The sequence below is a fragment of the Desulfitobacterium sp. genome (genome assembly GCF_034927245.1).
GTDB lineage: Bacteria > Bacillota > Desulfitobacteriia > Desulfitobacteriales > Desulfitobacteriaceae > Desulfitobacterium_A.
The window spans coordinates 1-19,909 of sequence record NZ_JAYFQK010000050.1; the positions used below are offsets into that span (position 1 = coordinate 1).

Annotated in this window: 11 protein-coding genes, 1 tRNA gene and 1 pseudogene; 4 read left to right on the forward strand and 9 right to left on the reverse strand. The window is 40.7% G+C overall.

The features are described 5' to 3' along the window. Nucleotides 1–302 precede the first annotated feature (302 nt). From VB077_RS12145 to VB077_RS12165, 5 genes are all read right to left on the reverse strand, one after another. On the reverse strand, nucleotides 303–3,071 hold the full coding sequence (locus tag VB077_RS12145; RefSeq protein WP_323415513.1) for a phospholipase D-like domain-containing anti-phage protein: 2,769 nt from the start codon (nucleotides 3,069–3,071) through the stop codon (nucleotides 303–305). Between the two features lie 19 nt (nucleotides 3,072–3,090). Beyond that, the gene (locus tag VB077_RS12150) at nucleotides 3,091–5,970 is read right to left on the reverse strand and encodes an anti-phage-associated DUF1156 domain-containing protein (RefSeq protein WP_323415514.1); all 2,880 of its coding nucleotides are present in this window, start codon (nucleotides 5,968–5,970) and stop codon (nucleotides 3,091–3,093) included. Nucleotides 5,971–5,983: 13 nt separating this feature from the next. Beyond that, complete coding sequence (locus tag VB077_RS12155; RefSeq protein ID WP_323415515.1) at nucleotides 5,984–6,532, reverse strand: DUF3780 domain-containing protein; 549 nt, start codon at nucleotides 6,530–6,532, stop codon at nucleotides 5,984–5,986. After that, a complete protein-coding gene (locus VB077_RS12160) occupies nucleotides 6,529–9,651 on the reverse strand; it encodes a DUF499 domain-containing protein (RefSeq protein ID WP_323415516.1) in 3,123 nt (1,040 codons plus the stop codon). The genes VB077_RS12155 and VB077_RS12160 overlap by 4 nt, the downstream gene beginning before the upstream one ends. A gap of 973 nt (nucleotides 9,652–10,624) precedes the next feature. Beyond that, nucleotides 10,625–11,857 (reverse strand): IS110 family transposase, encoded by a 1,233-nt coding sequence (locus VB077_RS12165; RefSeq protein ID WP_323415517.1) that lies wholly within the window; start codon nucleotides 11,855–11,857, stop codon nucleotides 10,625–10,627. 542 nt (nucleotides 11,858–12,399) lie between these two features. Here VB077_RS12165 and VB077_RS12170 point away from each other — a divergent pair. The 4 genes and pseudogenes from VB077_RS12170 to VB077_RS16640 form a co-directional block, all read left to right on the forward strand. Further along, nucleotides 12,400–13,782: an AAA family ATPase gene (locus tag VB077_RS12170; protein ID WP_323415518.1), complete on the forward strand. Its 1,383-nt coding sequence runs from the start codon at nucleotides 12,400–12,402 to the stop codon at nucleotides 13,780–13,782. Beyond that, nucleotides 13,779–14,105, forward strand: a complete 327-nt coding sequence (locus VB077_RS12175; RefSeq protein ID WP_323415519.1) for a hypothetical protein — start codon at nucleotides 13,779–13,781, stop codon at nucleotides 14,103–14,105. Before VB077_RS12170 ends, VB077_RS12175 begins: the two co-directional genes overlap by 4 nt. 261 nt (nucleotides 14,106–14,366) lie before the next feature. Next, nucleotides 14,367–15,323: a hypothetical protein gene (locus VB077_RS12180; protein WP_323415520.1), complete on the forward strand. Its 957-nt coding sequence runs from the start codon at nucleotides 14,367–14,369 to the stop codon at nucleotides 15,321–15,323. A 723-nt stretch (nucleotides 15,324–16,046) separates the two neighbouring features. Continuing rightward, nucleotides 16,047–16,451: pseudogene (locus VB077_RS16640) on the forward strand (tyrosine-type recombinase/integrase); the annotation flags it as partial. Here the strand turns inward: VB077_RS16640 and VB077_RS12185 are convergent. The 4 genes from VB077_RS12185 to VB077_RS12200 form a co-directional block, all read right to left on the reverse strand. Next, a tRNA-Pro gene (locus VB077_RS12185) sits at nucleotides 16,430–16,506 on the reverse strand. The pseudogene VB077_RS16640 and the gene VB077_RS12185 overlap by 22 nt on opposite strands. Before the next feature lie 75 nt (nucleotides 16,507–16,581). Further along, nucleotides 16,582–17,028 (reverse strand): ACT domain-containing protein, encoded by a 447-nt coding sequence (locus VB077_RS12190; protein ID WP_323415521.1) that lies wholly within the window; start codon nucleotides 17,026–17,028, stop codon nucleotides 16,582–16,584. Between the two features lie 124 nt (nucleotides 17,029–17,152). Then, complete coding sequence (spoIVA, locus tag VB077_RS12195) at nucleotides 17,153–18,637, reverse strand: stage IV sporulation protein A (RefSeq protein ID WP_323415522.1); 1,485 nt, start codon at nucleotides 18,635–18,637, stop codon at nucleotides 17,153–17,155. Between the two features lie 236 nt (nucleotides 18,638–18,873). Then, the gene (locus VB077_RS12200; protein ID WP_323415523.1) at nucleotides 18,874–19,905 is read right to left on the reverse strand and encodes an NAD(P)H-dependent glycerol-3-phosphate dehydrogenase; all 1,032 of its coding nucleotides are present in this window, start codon (nucleotides 19,903–19,905) and stop codon (nucleotides 18,874–18,876) included. Nucleotides 19,906–19,909: the final 4 nt, after the last annotated feature.

Genomic DNA, 19,909 nt, shown 5'->3' on the forward strand with positions numbered 1-19,909 from the left:
TTTTCGAGAATTCTTTTTTAAATAATCAGCTAAAAAACGTTGAAAAGGCTAGCTAAAAAGTAATAACGAGTTGTAATTTACAATTTTGAGTTTGCAAAAACTTTACCTAATAGCACCTAAAGGGGTGCGAAACTTCAGTTATTACTATCCTAAAACAGGCATTTAATCCAAAAATGATTGCTCTAGACAAACTTAAAGATGCCTTAAGAAAAGTTTCTTCATTTAGAAAAACGGGGTAGAATAACCACTCAAATCATATCTCCTTAAAGCAGAACTTCAGAGGAATAATAAAAAATCAGTGCTTACCACCCCTTCAATAATTCTTTCATCTTTTCTTCTTTATCTAGGACAAAAGTGCACGATTCCCAATCTTCTGTCTTAGGGATATTCTGCTCATATTTTAGTTCAAAAGGATGTTTCTTGGGAACTTTGTTTATGGCTTCTTCAGCTCGTATTTCATCGTTTTGAGCCATAGCAATCCAAACATCTTCAAGAACTTCGGGGATCTGTCCAAAAATGTCGTGAATGCTCTTTAATCTCTCGGATAATTTGACATGCACTTTATCTTCAACCGAATCTTTATAGCGCAAATTATAAATCAATATTTTGTTGCTAATCTGACCTATGCGCTGAATACGTCCTTTTCTTTGTTCTAACCGTGTAGGATTCCAGGGTAAGTCGAGATTGATAAGCGTTGAAAGCGTTTGTAAGTTTAGTCCTTCTGATGCAGCATCCGTCCCTACTAAGATTTTTATCTCATGATTTTTAACTGCCTTCTTGATATTTTCCTTGGTTTTTTTATGGAAACTGCCTTTCTCATAAATTCCGGATTTATCGCCGCCAGCGTATAGTCCGATTCTCATATCCTTAAGGTCGTTGGATAATAGCTTTGCTACATATCGAGCACTATCAAAATATTGGGAAAAAATAATGCACCCTTTATCTTTCCATGCACCTTCGTCACGAGCACCATTTTGAAGGATGTTGAGTACTTTTTCATATTTAGGATCGGTATCTTTATTGTTTTTTAATACTTTAACCAATCTTTCCAAACAGCGAACTTCCTCATGGGTGAGTTCTTTGATTTCACTGCGCCCTTCTTCGTTACTCTCGTCTTCTTCATCCTCATCAAATAGATCTTCGTACAAATCTTTAAGGCGTTCTTTTCCTTCGATTGTCCAAGCCAGCATTTTTTTTGCCGTATTTTCTCCAGCAAGCATCGTACTACCAATACGTTTAAGCATCAAGGTCGACATAAACCCGCCGCCTTTTACTCGCGAAGTAAGCAAGACACAAAATTCCTGAGCAATTGAATAGGCTTGATACAAATACCCCTTAAGTTCAAGTGCTTCTTCATTATTTTCACCAAAGAGTTCAACTTCAATCTTTTCCAGGTAATATTCGCCCGTTTCTGGATTGATGGTCTCTTCTAAAAACTTCCTTGTTCTGCGAATAATGGACCGTATATAAGGATTATGATTTTGGATAAAATTATCATCAAAATACAATTCCCGAATCTTTTGTCTTTGGGATAGCCGCAATTCCGAATAGAGACTCTGCGGTAATACATAGGTATCATCGGAAATATCCAACTGATTACGAATAATCTCAATCCTTCGGTTATGCTCATTTTTGGGAGGAAAAGGATTTCTGATAATTTCCCATAATTCTGATTCCATAGTTGGAATATCAGCATTTCCAGAGATATAATCAAGCGCTGTTTGTGGTCGTTTTCGCCAAATACTATGCTTATCTCCCATCACTTTAGTCGCTTCATTGGGCATGGCTAACGCATGAACTAAGTCAAAAGCTTCAATTGGATTAATCTGTACTGGGGTCGCTGTTGCTAGCAATAAACTTTTCGTTTGGAAGGTGATCTCATTTAAAAATGCCAGTAAATTATTAGGCTGTGCCTTATTCACATTCGGATCTTTCGTTGCATTAGTCCTCCTTGCCCTATGGGCTTCATCCAGGATCACACATTCATATTTCAACTGTTTCAGCAACTCCGCAGCTTCGGATTTCCGAGTGATCAGGCCTTGGGATACAATACCCACTCGGCGCGGGCATTTCAAAATACTCTGATTACTATCCGCGGGGTATTCATAGCCGTTTTCATCGCTCCATCCTCTGCCAGTCCATACGGCACTAGGCATATCCAGCAACGTTTTTAGTTCGTCTTGCCATTGATACGTTAGGGTTTTCGGTACAATGATCAATATCGGTTTATCTCCATATAAAGCCATCAGCTTGGCGGACATAGCCAGCTGGATCGTTTTTCCCAGACCCACCATATCTGCCAGCAAAAAGCGAGCTCCGCCTTTTTGCTTATGTTCGCGAAAAGCGAGCTCGACAAAATATTTTTGATGCTCCCACAGCCCAAACTCTCGGCGATAAACCGGCTCTTCTACAGCTACAGCAGGCACAACATCGTCACTGTCCTCGCGCCAATCTTTAAGGGGAATCACGACACGTTTAGCGATGCGATCAATATCTTTAACCACGAAATCGCAAAGCGGGACAGCATATCTATTGTTCCAGAAGAAATCGAATTCCTCCTGTACCCACTGAATAGACTCCGCACTGTCATCCTCCCAAAGCATTTCATAGTTAACGGTATAGGCGCTTTTAGTTTCATTTGCACTGCCTAAGAAAGAAGTCTTGCTTCCATCCAGATAAGTAATGATTCCGGCCTTGCCATGCATTAGCCCATAGATTTCATTGGGTATCACTTTGATCTCAAGTTTCCCTGCCGATAATAAATTATATAGTTTACGTAGTCTTTGTGCCGAACTCTCATCAGAATACTTTTCTTCGGGTAAATACTCGCACCATTCCTGCTTCATTTTCATATTGGCATAGGCAGCGGTTTGGACATCCGCAGGGTTTAAAGAAGAATTGCAAATAATCCTGATTTTACCAGAGATATTTTCTATGCTCTCCCCAGCAACTTCGAGAATGGATGAGCAGAAATATCCAGCAATCCGATCATAACCGGCTGCATTTTTTAACTTTTCATTTAAAAAAGCTTGACTAAGTTTACTCCGTCTCGAAGAATACCTGTTGATCATCTGCTCACTCTTTTCCTACTTAGATATGATCGTTATCAACTAACACGAATAAGTGATCTGCCATATCCGCACTTTCAGCCCAATGGGACATATTCTCAATATCTTTCGTATCCTTTAGAACCAACAGCAACTGCTTGATCATATCCCGGCTTCCCCAATAGTCCGGAACATGCTGCTTGATATGGAACAAACCTTTTTCCGGCACTCCATCTTCTTTAATCGCGATGTAAATTCCGGCTAGAATGGTACGCAATAGTGAATTTTCAAAGTCTGGATTATCACTGACGGTTCTCATAGCAAATTCGGTAGCTGTTTTCAACCGTGCCGTATTGGCTTTTTCACTAGCCATCAGCTGACCGTAGGAGCCAATCGAGAACCCTCTGGCATACTCTTGATACGTTGAAATCTGGTAGTTATTATGCTTTTCAGCTTCCAATCCTTTAATATAAAACCGTTCGGCAAGAGAAAGATCTTTCCATAAGTACGTATCAAAATCTACAGGAATAATGCAGTCGTAGGCAATCTTTTTTGCATTTTCAATGATTTTTACGACCTTAGAATCAGCCGGGCTATTAATCGCTAGATCTAACTCATAGTCAAGATCAAGCCCGCTAATCTTTTTATAAGAGGTTAACACTTTCAATGATGCTGCATAAGCAGCAAGAACATAATCCGGGTCAGCGAAATTGGGTTCTTCCTTATCCTCCAAGGCTTGCATAGATTCAATCTGCGCTTTAACTTCAGATTTAATATCTATATTGATTTCATCTAAGTAAGCGGCTCCATTATCAGTTTGTTTTCTTAAAACTAGTAAAACTGTTCCTTTTACATAGTTTCCATCTTTGAGACCACCACTTTCTGTTTCTGTAGCTATATTCCAGGCGGCTGTAACTTTTAGCCCGGATTTCCACATAATCAAAGCAAGCTGTGCCCAGACACTCGGATCAGAATGAGTGAACATAACCACCTGCATCCCATCGTCAAACATATGATTGGCAAGATTCATATAAATATCAATCATGCTCTTAGAAAAATGTTCATCACCTTTAACAGCAAGAATTCGCTTGCTATCTGTATACCACGCGGGAAAAGTTCCCTGCATAAGTTTTTTATCCCAAGCGAGGAATATTTCAGATAGTTCATGGTAATTTACTGCATCCGCATAAGGCGGATCCGTAATCCAAAAATGGCAGATATTTTTCGTCTCTCTTGCATCTGTTAATAGCACTTCAGCATTGTCTTTATTGGTTAGATAGCTATTTATATTATATGCCCAAGTGCTATGAACACTTTTAAATCCTAAACAACCATAATTAAATAAAGTATTTAAAGCTTGATTATAAAAAATATCAACTACCTTTTCTATTCCTGCAGCCGGATTCCATCTTGATAATCTACTGTTAAAGTTAATTAACCTATTGATACCTAATATTCCTGCAATTTTAAGTAATTTATTATATTTTTCCTTATTTATAACATCTACAAAGGTGCCTATGGTTAGTAACTGCCTCGCATTAAAAAGATGATTCCAATAAGACCAACCTCGATTACGAATGACCTCATCTGTTTTTATGCCGCTCTCAATTTCCATACTTGGTATTAATCCCTGCCCCTGCCAAGCAATAATATTTTCGGCAACAATTTGTTTAACCTTTCCTTCGTTTTGCACATCTATCTCATCAGGATGACAGTAATAACGTTTTCCATCTGGCGTTTCATATTTGATGGCATAGAGCCTTTCGTTATAAATATCATCTTCTCGGAAATCAAATTCAGTTTTTTCCCATCTTCTTAGTCCATAGATCGTATTTCCTTCGTCATCTTTTCGGTCTCGGCGCAATGAAGATATCGGGGTGGTTTTACCGCATGAAGGACAGATTAACACATTTTTCCCGACTGTACCCGAGTTCTCTGCTTCCTTCATTTCGGCCAGACTAGCCCCCATCTTGACTACCAGATCGAATCCGCTGTCCGTCTCAACGAGTTTGGCTATCGTTTTGGTTCCTTTTCCGATGACCCAACTCGGTGCAAGCGGAACTTTTTTCCCACATTCAGGGCAATTAGCCTCAACACAGTACAAATAGGAGACCGCTCTGTCACCCTGTTCATTATGTTCAATCCCAAGTTTAGTTATCTCTTGATTAACCTTATTAAAAACATCTTTCTGAAACTGTTTAATTTCATCCAGTTCCTTTTCACTTGCACCCAAAATATTGATACTTGCCCAAGTAAGAAGTCCTGCCACTGGATTGAGATCGCTGGCATACGTATCACATCCCATTCTTGCTGCTTCAAAGGGGATACTCCCACCACCGCAAAAGCAATCACCGACGATGACATTTCGTCCATATCTCTTGATAGATAACTGCTCGATTAACTCTTGCAGACTTTGTGCAGAGGTACCAAGATGATGATTAATTTCATTCCACGTTTGTTCACTCAGATTTTCTAATTGCTCTGGACGAATGCACTTAGTCAATTTTTCATCATAACCAAGAGTATTAAAAACAGCGAGTTCTACTTCCTTTTTATCTACATCGTGGTTAAGCTTGATTTTATCTCCAGTGAGATCAAACCATTCATTAATTCTACTTCGTAATTTTTTATTTTTCTCAGCAATATTATACATTTCGACTGCAGAAAAGGATTTTTCTTTGCGCAGTTCAAGCCCCGTATGGTCCATGCTCATAATTTTAAGAAAGATGTCCATATCCCGCTTTGGATTATCACTTGCGGGCATTAAGCAACCAAGGATAGCAGCACGCACCAAAACTAAAGGTTTCCGGCCCCACCATTTTCCTAGGCCTGTCAAGGTTTGTCCATTATTTGCTTTTCGCTCTTTATAGCTTTCTTTACTAACTTTTGAAACAGGAAATTGCTTTTCAATAAAAGAAATCATCAATTTTTCTCCTTTATTCTTCCGTTAACATATCAAACAAGCTGAGTTGCGGATCTTCCTCAATCGGGTTTTCACATAGGGCGTATCTGAGCGCAATACGCCACCCTTTCTTATCTTTGATATGACCCGTGCTGGCATTCGTCATCGTATAGAGCCACCAGCGTTCCTCCGGCATAAGACCCTTCCAGTTTCTGATTGCCGTCGGAATGACCGAAGGATCACAGTCTTCGATCCCCCAAAGCAAAACCATCAATTCTTTACCAAATAATTTTTCAACTGGGGTTCCGCCGATGACAAAGCGCCCAATTTTTAATTTATCCTTTTTAAGACGCACATTAAATTCTGCAGTTAAGTCTGCACTGACTTTACCCCATTTGTACCTTGAAATTTCGATGCGTAGACGATCAGACTTAGCAAGCTTTTGCTCCTCGCCGTCCGTCCATTGAAACCGTTCATAGATCTGGACTTTTTCATCTTTATTAGACGGTATAATAACGTAGAAATGATTCTCACTCAACTTTGGATTGACTCCGAAGCCGTAGGTTACTTCTCTAGCACTCATTGTTTAGTTTTTCCCTCTTTTTTAATTTCCGTGATGTCATATTTATTCAGCTCGATCCACTTTTTGAACTGCAGACCACTCGTAAACAGGATTGTTTTATAATCAAATTCGACGATGACTTCTTTATTCTTAAAAGCAGTGTCGCGGATAAGGTCTACAGTTGCCTGCAAGTTATCAGCATCATAAGGGACTGTAGCCGTAGAAAGTTCCATATAATTACGGTTGTTCTCTTTTTCCGAGATAACTACCGTAAAATGCCGAATAAATAAGCCTTCTAGTTTTTTAAGCTTTTCGAACTCCCAATATGTTGATTCCGTATCCTTACACTTTTTTTGGATACTCCACTCAAACTCCAAGGGAGCATTGTCATCGATCTTGATGTCGCTGTTATCCGCTAGAGTCTCAGCAATGGCAATATCTCTTTCCTCAATAGGTCTACCTTTATAGGTAACCGTTGTTCTTACATATTTACAATTTTGAGGCAGGACGATTTCACCTGTATAAATACCGCCATTTTCCCTGGGACTGCTGCCATCTGTTGTATAGCGGATTTCAAAATCTTTATGGGTTTGTAGCTCAAGAACCTTGCCATTAACGCTCCTTCTTTGCTCATACTTAAGGGGAACAGAACACACAAATTCTTTCACCAGCCCGGTAGGATGTTCATTTGATGTGTCCACACAAATGAAGTTGAGCAGAAGTTCTTTGGTCACGAAGACCGCCGGGGCCTCTGCTGAAGCAGATGTCGGCTCGGCGCCAATATCATAATACACTTTATCTCCTCGTACCCCACGCACTTTAAGAGTAAACTCCCCAGTCTTTGGATCATAGTTGGTTTGTTCGACCATTACTGAGGTAGGCTCTTTGGGGAAAGGCCCTTTCATCAGATAACCGCCGTTTTCCCGCCACTTATCTTTTTTTAAACAATCCTTTTTTAAATCCTCAAGCTGGGATGGATGATACCACGGCCAACGGACCTCTGTGGCAGCCCGCTCTTTGATCTGATTAAACGTCATCTCTTTTTGGGTAAATAACTGATCTTCACAACGTTCACGCATTTCTTCCATGAAGCGGTCATCTGCTTGGTAGTCTATATATTTCTGTTGACTTGCTAGGACTTTAACGATCTGCTCTTCGCCCTTAAAGGCATTCTCTTTGAACTCCAATTTGAAATCTTCGGAGACAATTCCTTTCTTAGTCGGAAAATATAAGGTAATAAAGGTTTCACGGATACTTTGCAAAAGGGCTTGCATCACTTTATCTTGTTGGCTATCGGCTTCCTTATACTGCTGATCAGTCGTCGATACATGTTCTGCTTTCATCCCCTCGATAATTTGACGAATAGCGGTCAAACGTTTGCTATTATGGTATAATTTTTCCATTACATTGCGTTGCCCAGAAAGGAACATGACCCGATTCTTAAACGAGGCGTTATCATAAAAGGCCTGTAAATCAGGATGAAGCTTATTACCGGCATAAGGTTCAAAAATAACAAGGGAGATCTTATTCAGATCGAGTTGGATCTCATCAATTGCTGGCAATACATAAAGAAGTTCATAGCAGTTTTTAGTTATCGGTTTGAAATTTTCGTCGAGGAATTTCTTCAGCTCTTTCTTCGCACTTTCATTACTGTAAGACTCAACGAGGGTATTCATTTCTGCGATCATATTTTTCGTATTTTGGAAATACAATCGACCGCGGTTATCCATTTTCAGATACCAGCTTTGGGTCTTAAGCTCTTCCAACGCTTTTTTATAATCATTCAATTCAATCTGGGGTTCACACAAATATCCAAGGATTTCCGAATCGTTCAGTCCCATTAACCCATGCGTTGCTTCACTCAAGGAGGACATTAAAAGCAATTTGGCGACATCCTGAGCATAAGTTATTTTTCTAGGTTCATTTTCAGCATCAATGCTTTCAGCAATTGATTTGCCCCCCTCGGCGATATCATGACTGATCGCCGCCTCCAGGGAAGGCTTGATTTGCTTGATATAGGACAACATATTATGATCGTTCAGATTGATATCAAAAACATTGATCAGATATTTTGATTCAGCATTGCCATTTTCATAAAACTGTCGGATAATTTGACGCATCAATTTAATGAGGCCTCGTGTTTGCTGAAAGTTGGGATTTTCCTTAAATCGGGCATAAAGTTCCTTGATCGACGGATGAAAGGGATAGGAATCTTTGATCCCCAAAAAGACTTTTTCGCCAGTATAATTCGTGAGCCCCATCTTATTGGCTCGGGTCAGTGCTTCTTTAAATCCTACAGCTACTTCATTCACAGTCGATGAATTATGAGAGGGATAGCTTTCAAACAATCTCTTTTTCAAAATATCATAAATCTCGTCTGAATTAAGTGCCACTGGTTCAATATTGATTGCTGAACGATTCGCCTCATTTTCAAGCTCTTTAAAGCTGGATTGCAGCATTTCACTACCGGATTCATATGTGGCTTTTAGATCGGAAAAGACTAAACAAACATTAGCAAGCTGTTCCTTACCTAGTGCAGAGAACAGGTTTGATAAGGCAGTAATAGTGACCTTACACAGATCAGAATTTCCCACCGCAATTGATTTTGCATTTTCCAAGTATGGCGGTAGTTCATCCAATAAGATCAATGTCTTTTCCCCTTGGAGAAGTTTTACCCAGGCACTTTCGCCAGGGGCTTTGAGAGGGATATATAGATCTTTAAAGACTTCCTTTTTACCGAGCTGTTCGGCGATACTGCCCCATATTCCGTAATCCGCATCACTTTCACGACCGGAGAAGGCAACCACCTTAATATCACCGATTTCATCGTATTCTTTACCCAGAATCTTTTTACGCCATACGTTATTTTTAGCCAATAAAGCCAGAGCCAGCATATTATGAGTTTTACCGCCACCCATAGCTTGAGTTAACTTGACTACCCCTGTGCTCGACTCCCCTTTAAAACGCTTAAATGCAGTGGTTAGGAGAATTTCCATCCCTTTTGTCTGGAAATTTTCATCAAAAAATTTGTCTGGATCAATTCTATCCTCAACAAGATCGCTGAGGTTCAAAACATCATCTCTGGTCGTATCCACAAATACGCTCGCCCTAGGTTTGCAGAGCTCAAATACAGTTTGCATAGCTAACCACCCTTTATCTATTCCTTATTATAATCCTTCGAAGCTGATTAAAGCTTAAGAAATCTTCATTTTATTCATGTTCGGGTAATGACCAATTTTCTACTTTCTATTAGCACAAAAAAGTAGATTCTGTTCTAACTAAAGGATATTTTCCTATTCCTTATTTACATTGCCACCTTTTGATCATTTCTTTCATCTTACCAGATGTATTTACTACTTTGGCTTATTATCTAAGTATTGGTTTCATTTGAGTAATTGTCAACTTATGTAACTATCTCCTGAATAAAGGTATTACATGCCCTTGCCTACATGTCAGTATGAAAAGTATCTTAAACTGAATGCAAGGGTCTAAACTTTATTATATAAAGGAAGTTTATTTTAGTCGAGTAGACTAGCGTGCATTTCTCTGACACCAAAATTATAGAAAATAGATTATTAACATTCAATATTCGATAGATTCCAGGTAATTCCTTTAACGTGAGTATACCCGTCTATAACCTTCTACTATCTCCAACAAATGCGAAGATTAATTCATGTCAAATGCCTTAGCAAATATGCAAAGTAAATTACTTAGGTAAACATTAGCCTTTGTTCTTATCTCTATGGCCCGATTGAAGCATGTCACCGAACTGGCGGTGTAAGAGGCATGCCATCCTTAACGTGATTCAACTCAGCTATCAATTGTTAACTTACTGTTTTTATAACACAAATTTTCTTTAACTAAATCACCCTTTTGTAAACAACTGCGTAAATTACGTTTTTAAAAAGCGACTTATGCTTGACATTCACTTTTGATTAAGTATAATATAGCTAACAAGTCCTTCGGTAATATGTCAAGACCATAAAATATAATGGTCATTGTTTTCTGGCAGTAGCTATCTTAAAAAAGGCAACAAAAAACCTACCCATTCCCAAAACAAAGTGGAAACAAGTTACAAAAATGGAATCTGGACTTTTGGGTATTGGATTATAATCACCCCCAATTACCTTTCGGCTGGTAGATTTGGTTAGTGCGTAGCAGAGCATCAACCATACGTACGAGTTTACGTGCAGTAAGCACTAAAGCACGGCGATGATGATGGGTTTTGCTTTCCGTGAATTTACGAGAGTAGAATGCCTTATACTCTGGTTCGTTCAACCGAACCATGTTAGCTGCTTGGACAAAATAAGACCGCAGGTAGCGATTGCCGGAGTTGCTTAAAGGAGTGTCATCGGCTGTAAAATCACCCGATTGATGAGTTTTCCATGTAAGGCCTGCATATTTAGCTAAGGCGGCTTCATTAGGGAAACGTCGAATGTCTGCAATTTCGGCAATAATACCGGCGGTAAAGACCGGACCAATCCCCGGGATAGAAGAGAGGGTGTTAGGAAAATGTTCAAGCTCAGCTTCAATTGCTTTATCAATTTTCTTGAGTTGGAGTTGTAACGTTCTAATGGTTTCGAAGCTTGTCGCTAGAATCAGATTTACGGGTTGAAGTAGATTACCCCGGAGACGATGCGCCTTGCGCGCTGCTTCCTTAAGTGCAGTGGCGGTCCCTTCTGGATCCTTAAACCTGCTTTTCCCTTTATCCACGAGGAACTCAATTAATTCATCAAGCGGTCGAGCCGCAATTTCCTCGGGAGAGAAAAACTCAAGAATAAGGGATTCAGAAGTAGCTCCAAAAGTGTTGCTAAAGACCTCGCCTTGAGCTAAAGTACTAAACTTCAAAAACAAGTTGGTTAAGAAGTAATTTTTCTCTCGGGTAATTGTTTCTACCAAGTGACAGCGAAAGCGGGTTAATCTCTGGAGAGGCAAGAAGCGAAAATCAACTTGGCAATTCTTCGGAAGACGTCCAAACCTTAAACGATCTGCAATAACCCAAGCATCAACCCAATCGTTCTTAGGTAAATCCAAATAAGATTCTTTAAACTTGCTCACGATTTTAGGATTAAAAGAGTAGATTTGAGGGTTAAAGGGAGCAAGGCTTGGTTCTTCGGCCAAGAACATCTGGATATGCCAACTGTAGACAGAAGTAGCCTCCATCCCAACAACAAGGCGATCTTCGGAATGGGTCTTACAAGCATTAACTAGATACGAGGCTAGAGACTGTACGCCTAGGCGGTCATTAGAAGCATGAAAACGCTCGGCAACCTCATCACCCTGATCATTCATCATTTTTACTTTGAAATCCTTAGAACTAACATCAATACCGACAAATAAACTCATAAAAATCACCTCGCTTTCCAGTAGGGATATGTAAAAATTACTGCTGGGCACCAGGCACCACAACCGGTCAACAACCTCGCCGAATCAGCACTTTCTTGTTGGAACCTTTGATCCAAACGACCTGCTACTATCGAAAGGAGGACCATCAAGTTGTGCAACCTTCGCGTTAAAAGTTCAAGCTGTGGGCTGGGGGTCAGACTTTTTCAGAGGTCAAGCCTCAAGGAGGATAATACCTTCCCAGAATGTAACCTTACGGTTCCATTGTGCCTGTAAAACCAGCAAATTTAAATACTTTTTTGGGGAGTAAGGCATGCGTGTGTGCCTTATGTGGAAAAGCCATTTGAGGTAGTGTTAAAAGAGCTTTTCCACAACGGCACGCCCCGCACACCTTCGACTACTGCATGGGGTATGCGTTATACTGCGCGCACCTTATTGCTCAAGGGAATTTCCAGTTGAATCTGGTTCAATTTAAAAGCTCCCCGTTCCCATTTAAAGGACTCGAGGAGCTAGGAACAAATCTAATTATACGAGGAGGAATTCTTATGTTATCAAATTTTAAAGTATCAAACTTTTCCTCTTTCGATACTCCAGTATCCTTTTCTATGGAAGCAGGCCGAGCGAGAGGAAAACGGGATCATTTAGTGGTAACTAGATATTCGCGCACGCTCAAGTTTGCAGCAATGTATGGTGCCAATGCAGCAGGGAAATCGAATTTCGTGAAAGCAATGGATTTTGCACGAAACGTTATCATTGGCCGAGGAGGTATACCTCATGGATATACCATGTCATACAATAGAGTAAAGTCAACCAATATAAATAAACCAAGCACTTTCGAATTTGAGATTTTGCTAAATAAAAAGAGGTATATTTACGGTTTTTCGCTACTTCTTGCATCTCAAATGTTTGAAAAAGAGTGGTTATACGATAATACAAATAGTTCAAAGCTTATTTTTATGCGTAGCTTTGATAACAAAACCACATTAAACCTTCCAATTAGAGGAGATGCTGAAAAACGCATACGCATCTATTTCGATGATATTAAAGATGATCACGAAACCTTATTTTTGTCTGAAATGAACCGTAAGAAAAAAGAAATATACAAGGAAGTTAGTAGCATTAATTTTTTGCGTGATATTTATCATTGGTTTTCACAGAAGTTGGTATTTGTTTATCCTCAGGCAGGAGACCCCAACAGATACTCATTTACATTTAGAACAGAAAAAGGTAATTTAATCTCTAAACTAAGGACATTTGGCTTAGATATATCAGACTATAAATATGAACAGACTAGTGTAGATAATGTTCTAGGTTCAATCCCGGATAAAATTAAAAAGGAAATTCTATCTGATATTGAACACTCATTAGCCAAAAAACGGCGTGGAGACATGAATAATGAGCATAGTAACTTTTTATTTAATGGCGAAGACTTATATTCTTTTGGTTTTGATTTAAGTGGAAATATTACTTTTCAAGTAGTAAAAATGCAGCATGGTAACCTTGGAGAGTATCTGTTATCTGAGGAATCAGATGGCACAAGACGTATTCTTGAACTTGTTGAGGTTTTATTATCCGAAGAAGAAGGTATTACTTATATCATTGATGAAATCGATCGTAGCATGCACCCTCTTCTTACAAACGCTTTTATATCTGAGTATCTTTCTAAAATTAAGGAACGCAATATACAATTGATTGTTACAACGCATGAATCCAGATTATTAAACACTAATCATTTACGCCGTGATGAAATATGGTTTGCGGAAAAAAGAAAAGGAGTAACTAATATTTGGCGGTTTGACCAGATGGAGGATACTGAGAATACTGGGACACTTGCCCGTGGTGACATAAAAATTGAATCCGCTTATTTAAGTGGTCGCTACGGAGCAATACCAGAGCTTATATCTTTTATCGACGAGGAAGATTTATGATACGACGGTGCAAGCCAATTATATGGTGCTGTGTTAATAGGGGTACAGAGTATAAATATCAAGAAAAGCTATCTTGCAGCGCTATAGAGCTTAACCTTTGTATTCGAATCGTAATTTGTGATAACTTTAGCAATATTGAAAAAAGAATCAAAAATCTAAAAAAAAGTCCACTATTCTCGAAAAACTCTGATACAATTGCAATGCTTATTCCTTTGAGTAGCAAAGAGTTAAATATGGCATTACCCCAAAATGTAAAAAGTTTTCCTACTTTTGAAGAGCTTTTAGAGTGGTTACAACAAAAATACAGCACTAATAACGATTGATATTATAATAAAATAGCTATTATTGTAAGGGGGTGATTAACATGGCTGAGTTCGGCGAGTTGCAAACTAAACGAAAAATATCCCCATCAGATTTTCCTAGAATCCAATGGGGATATGACGTTTGCACAGTGCTTCCGGTGCTATAATACAAATGTTAGCGGAGGATACGCTATGCAACACAAAATGCAATGTAGTTAGTATAGCTTATCCCTTCAAAAAGTCAAGATGAAAAAATACACGGAATTTTAATGGAGGGATATAATGAATAATTTTTCCAAGCATTTTAACTTGCCTATTTTTACACATAAGGAAATCGAATTTGTCGATGTGCCTGTTGATAGAGACGTAAAATTATTTCTTGACCCTGGTTTAATAGAGGCTGGAACAGATGATTTTTCTATAGATTGCATGGCCGTCATCAAGTCCTATTTTGATTCTGTATTTCATTGTTGTCAGGCAAGGGACCATTCAAAACTTACCGAGTTATTGAGTCACTGCAACGAGCCTAATGAGACTCATTTAGGGAATTCAGTAGCACATTCAAAAGGACGAGGAGCCTCGAAAGAAATACTCTTAACGATGTTCTCAGGCTTAATTGATCAAGGACTTTTTGAGAGAAACGCAGTTATTCATCCAAGTGATGTCTACGTTTTGGCTCCCAATTTTGACAAGGATAGAATGTCAGATGTACTCACAAATATTCTACGTAATCTACTCAGTCAATTCACAGAGCAACAATGTGTAAGACACGGCATTACCTTGAGTGGTATTCGCAAAGGATTTTTCTGGGACATTGAAAGCAGCCAGTGGCAGGAAGGACAATGGCTTTCCCCGGTTGCATATGGACAACCTATTTTGCTCGCCCCCAAGTCCTTTGTCAGCAGAACCTATCATTTTGGCACTAGTAGTTACGTCAGTAAATTTCTACTCGAATTTAGGCAACGCTATCATTTAGATAACCATACAGAACTATGCTATGAACGCGAGTTAAGAAACGGTCATCATAAATTATTCCCCCCTAAAAAGAAAGAAATAAAATCCATTGAATTTACCGGTGTCCAATGGAAGCAACAGGCAGCCAACTTTGCTTATACCAACCCTGATACAATGCGGCGTTTCGGTCTCGAACGAGAAAGAGCATTTGCTAATGGTAATTACTTTATGTCTGACCACGAATTAGATCTACTTTTATACCCCGATAGATTTAAGTCTGCTTGATTCTGAGTTCAAAGGCGAAGAAATTGCAAATTCGATTTCTTCGCCTTTATTTTCTATGCAAAGCTACTACATAAGACTACTTAATATCAATGTAGCACTCTCATCGGTTTGAAAAGCGATCCCAATATGACATCGTTGATGTTCATTAGCTTTTCTACACAAAGAAGTCATGCTTATGGCTTTTTTGCATTATTTGACGAATATATTTGATTGGCGGGAACTGCACTAGGGAAAGTTCCAGCCACGGTTCACCGGAATACGCATCATCTATTCCCGCCTAAACAACGCAAAGGTCACCCATCTAATTAGCCGTAATTCCTCCGAAGGGGTTACTCTCCCTAAACTGGAGGCTGATGAAGCCCGGGCTATGGCGAAAGATGAAATGGATCTCCTCCTGATCCAACTACAGGATCCGAATTTAACCACAGTTTGGCGAACATCCTTCCCCCTTGCATTGGGCACAGGATTACGCGAAGGAAAAGTACTCGCTCTGACCTAGGATAACATCGACCTAAGGAATAGGATTCCTACCATTAAACATGCATTAGCACGCACTACTGCCAAAGGTCTTATGGTGGTGAAAACACCTAAAAGCAAAAATCGAAACGAGTCATTCCCTTACCGCGAGAAGTAGTTATTCCCTTGCGGCTGCACAGAATGTCACAACGCAGAATGAAACTTATAGCGGGAAAAGACTTTTAAGTTTAAGAGCAAAACCTAGTCTTCTGCTCGAAAAAAGGAACCCATATCATTCCCCGAAATTTTACACGGAAGTTCTATGAATTAAGAGATCGTACAGGCTTACCCTGTGATGTTAACTTACACGGCCTCCGCCACACCTATGCAACCCGGTTGCTCGAACGCGTTGAAAGTCTTAAAACGGTTCAAGAACTTTTAGGCCACGCCGACATTTCAACAACCGGAAACACTTACGCTCACGTTATGCCAGAAATAAAAAAGCAAGCGGTCACTAATCTGGACCACTTGCTGACAAGAAAAATCCCCTCTTGCGAGAAGCTAACGGTGCATATTTACTTTAAAATACATTACACTGCATTACATGAGGGTTTTGATAATATCCGAAAGCCTAAGATGCTTGATATGACTGGTCGGAGCGACACGATTTGAACGTGCGACCTCTACCACCCCAAGGTAGCGCTCTACCAAGCTGAGCCACGCCCCGACTTAATAATCCGTCCCTTCATTTCAAGGGACTTATATAAATTAACATATACACGTTAAAATTGCAAGTAAAAATTTAGTTTTGCCCGATAACCTCGATCTTGCGCACGCCTTCAATCTCGCTCAAACCAGCCAGCAATTTTTCGGGTGTATCAATCATGTCGGCAGTATCAAAAGCGATTGAAACGTTGGCTACCCCTTGAAGCGGAATGCCTTGGTTTATCGTTAGGATATTGCCGCGAAAGCCCGCAATAAAATTCAAGGTATTCGAAAGAACCCCGGCAATATTTTCAAGGATTAGAGAAATCGTAATAATTCGCTCTTTGCTCACCTCATAAAAAGGGAAAACCCCATCCTTGTATTTATAAAACGCACTTCGGCTGATGCCGACCCTTTCAGCCGCATCATTAACGGTTGCGCAGTCCCCTTTTGCCAACAATTCCTTAGCCTGAGCCGTTTTCACGATAGCATCGGGCAAAATATCTTTACTGACCATTAAAAAATCCTTGGTACGATTAGTCATGTGCGTTCTCACCTACTGTCTTACAAATCTAGAACAATTATATCAAATGTGTGCAAATTAGCAAACATCACAGAAAACCCTACATCGCGTTTGATGCAGGGTTTTTCAACCTCGTAAACCTATCCTAAATAATAATGCAAATCAACCCGCCGTTTCCGTCATTAACAATCCGCTGCAAGGTATCCTGAAGTTTATGCTGAGCATTCTCCGGCATCCGGTAAAGCTTATTTTGCACTCCCTCACGGACTAAATCATGCAGCGATTTGCCGAAGATATTTGATTCCCACACTTTTTTGGGATCGGATTCGAATTCATCGAGTATATAACGGACAAGTTCTTCAGCCTGCTTCTCAGTTCCAATCAGCGGCGTGATTTCGGTGGTCACATCAGCTCGAAGAATATGGAGGGATGGTGCGCTCGCTTTGAGCTTAATTCCGTAATGCCCGCCGGATTTAACAAGCTCCGGCTCTTCAAGGAACATTTCTTCCAGAACCGGTGTCACAACACCATAGCCATTGGTCCTAACTTCTTCAATCGCCGGGGCCATTTTATCCCATTCTTTTTTGGCTTTGCTGTAATCCATGACTAAACGCAGAAGTGTATGTTCCCCTTCAACCGTGACCCCTGTCATTTCTTCGAGCACGTTCTTAAAGAGCCCATCTATCGCGGTCATTTCGATATCTGCAATTCCTGTTCCGAGTTCCATCTGTCTTAACAGGACATCTTGAGCCTGCGGACATTCTGTTAATTTATCCAGGGCTTGATCAATATCACGGACACGGCGGATTCCCTCAATGGATTGTCGCACTGCCTCCTCAAAACTTGCCCGTACCGGATGGCTTGGATCGAGTTCCTCCACCCACTTCGGAATTTCAATATTGACCTCCGCCACTGGAAATTCATATAATACTTCTTCTAAGATTTGAGTAATATCCTCGATGGTCATTTCTAAGCAATCCACGGGAATGACCGGCACACCATATTGTTCTTCCAATGTCCGAGCCATTTCAATTGAGTGTTCCGCATAAGGCCGTGTTGTATTGAGTACAATGACAAACGGTTTCCCGAGCTGACGCAGTTCAGCGATGACGCGTTCCTCGGCTTCAATATAGTTTTCTCTTGGAATATCGGTGATTGATCCATCCGTCGTTATGACAATTCCAAGGGTCGAGTGATCGGTAATAACCTTGCGGGTTCCGATCTCTGCAGCCTCTTGAAAAGGAATGGGTTCTTCACTCCAAGAAGTCCGGACTAATCTAGGTTCCTCTCCATCCTCTGACTCATAGCCGATCGCTCCGTCTACCGCATAACCTACACAATCCACTAAGCGAACCTTCATTTGAATGTTATCACGAATAACGATATCGACGGCATCTGAAGGAATAAACTTAGGTTCAGTCGTCGTAATCTGTCTGCCTGAACCACTTTGAGGCAGTTCATCATTAGCCCGTTCCCGCTCAAACACATCCGTAATATTGGGCAAGACCAGGAGATCCATGAACCGTTTGATGAAGGTGGACTTCCCAGTGCGGACCGGCCCAACGACTCCAAAGTAGATATCGCCACCTGTACGCTCGGCAATATCTTTAAAAATATCCACTTTTTCCACTAAAATTCCCCCCTTATTGAGTGCTGTCCCAAAACCGGGGAAGGGCCCCACCTTTTCTCTCCCTTCCACCTCCCAGTGGCAAGATATTACTGGACTAGCACGTTACGCAGTATAAATATATGGACTACATTGCGCAAATATGTCAAAAAAAAACCGCAGGTTTTCCCTACGGCTGCTTTTTTTAAATGAAATTGTATAGATTTAACTGGGATGATTATAATTGAAAAATTGTTGACTTAGTTCTCATAAGCTCTTTGAGCAAGCGCAATCTGGGCCACTTCTTCAAGCTCGTGCCTTTTGCCGCGCATCATGAGATTTGAAACGGCGACTTTGGGATCACTGCCCTCAAAAAGAACGTGATACGCCTGTTCAATAATCGGCATGCTAATTTTTTGCTCCCGGCTCATGGCATAGGCAACTTTTGTTGTTTTGACACCTTCTACAACCATACCTACCTCCTCCAGAACCTTCTCCAGGGATTTGCCCTGACCCAAGGCAACCCCGGCCCTACGGTTACGGCTATGCAAACTCGTACACGTTACGATTAAATCCCCTACACCGGATAAACCCGCAAAGGTTAATGGATTGCCTCCCATAGCAACCCCCAAGCGGGCAATTTCCGCCAGTCCGCGGGTCATCAATGCTGCCTTTGTATTATCCCCAAAGCCAAGCCCTTCGGCGATCCCTGTGCATAAGGCGATAACGTTTTTCAAGGCCCCGCCCAGTTCGACCCCAATCAGGTCGGGATTTGTATACACTCGGAATTTCGGTGTCATCATCAGTTCTTGAACCTTTTCGCTCGCTTCAAGGTTATCTGAAGCAACGACGACCGTTGTCGGCATATCCCGACCGACTTCCTCCGCATGGCTGGGTCCGGACAGTACAACAATCGGGTAGTCGGGCAGTTCCTCTTTTAAGACTTCAGAAAGGCGCTTTTCCGTTCCTTCTTCCAAACCTTTGGCCGTATTGACGATCAGCGTTTCCTTGCGCAAATACGGGCGAATAAGACGGGCTGTGCTTCGCACGGCGTGAGAAGGTACGCTGAGTATAAGCAGATCAGCATTGCACCGACTAATATCCGTTGTCGGTTCGAGTGGCTGCGGCAAAACGACACCCGGAAGGTATCGAAGATTTTCTCGGCGTTCGTTCATCTGCCGGATTTCCTCTTGATTGCGCCCAATTAAGGAAATAGGATGTCCTGCTTTAGCCATAAGGACTGCCAAAGCTGTTCCCCAGCTTCCCGCTCCATAAACTGCAATTTGCTTCATTCGT

Bases quoted from the DNA above. Each gene is read 5' to 3' on its own strand.
- VB077_RS12190 (WP_323415521.1), bottom strand. From the start codon at position 17,028: ATGACTAATCGTACCAAGGATTTTTTAATGGTCAGTAAAGATATTTTG.
- VB077_RS12160 (WP_323415516.1), bottom strand. From the start codon at position 9,651: ATGCAAACTGTATTTGAGCTCTGCAAACCTAGGGCGAGCGTATTTGTG.
- VB077_RS12155 (WP_323415515.1), bottom strand. From the start codon at position 6,532: ATGAGTGCTAGAGAAGTAACCTACGGCTTCGGAGTCAATCCAAAGTTG.
- VB077_RS12200 (WP_323415523.1), bottom strand. From the start codon at position 19,905: ATGAAGCAAATTGCAGTTTATGGAGCGGGAAGCTGGGGAACAGCTTTG.
- VB077_RS12145 (WP_323415513.1), bottom strand. From the start codon at position 3,071: ATGATCAACAGGTATTCTTCGAGACGGAGTAAACTTAGTCAAGCTTTT.
- VB077_RS12150 (WP_323415514.1), bottom strand. From the start codon at position 5,970: ATGATTTCTTTTATTGAAAAGCAATTTCCTGTTTCAAAAGTTAGTAAA.
- VB077_RS12170 (WP_323415518.1), top strand. From the start codon at position 12,400: ATGTTATCAAATTTTAAAGTATCAAACTTTTCCTCTTTCGATACTCCA.
- VB077_RS12180 (WP_323415520.1), top strand. From the start codon at position 14,367: ATGAATAATTTTTCCAAGCATTTTAACTTGCCTATTTTTACACATAAG.
- VB077_RS12165 (WP_323415517.1), bottom strand. From the start codon at position 11,857: ATGAGTTTATTTGTCGGTATTGATGTTAGTTCTAAGGATTTCAAAGTA.
- VB077_RS12175 (WP_323415519.1), top strand. From the start codon at position 13,779: ATGATACGACGGTGCAAGCCAATTATATGGTGCTGTGTTAATAGGGGT.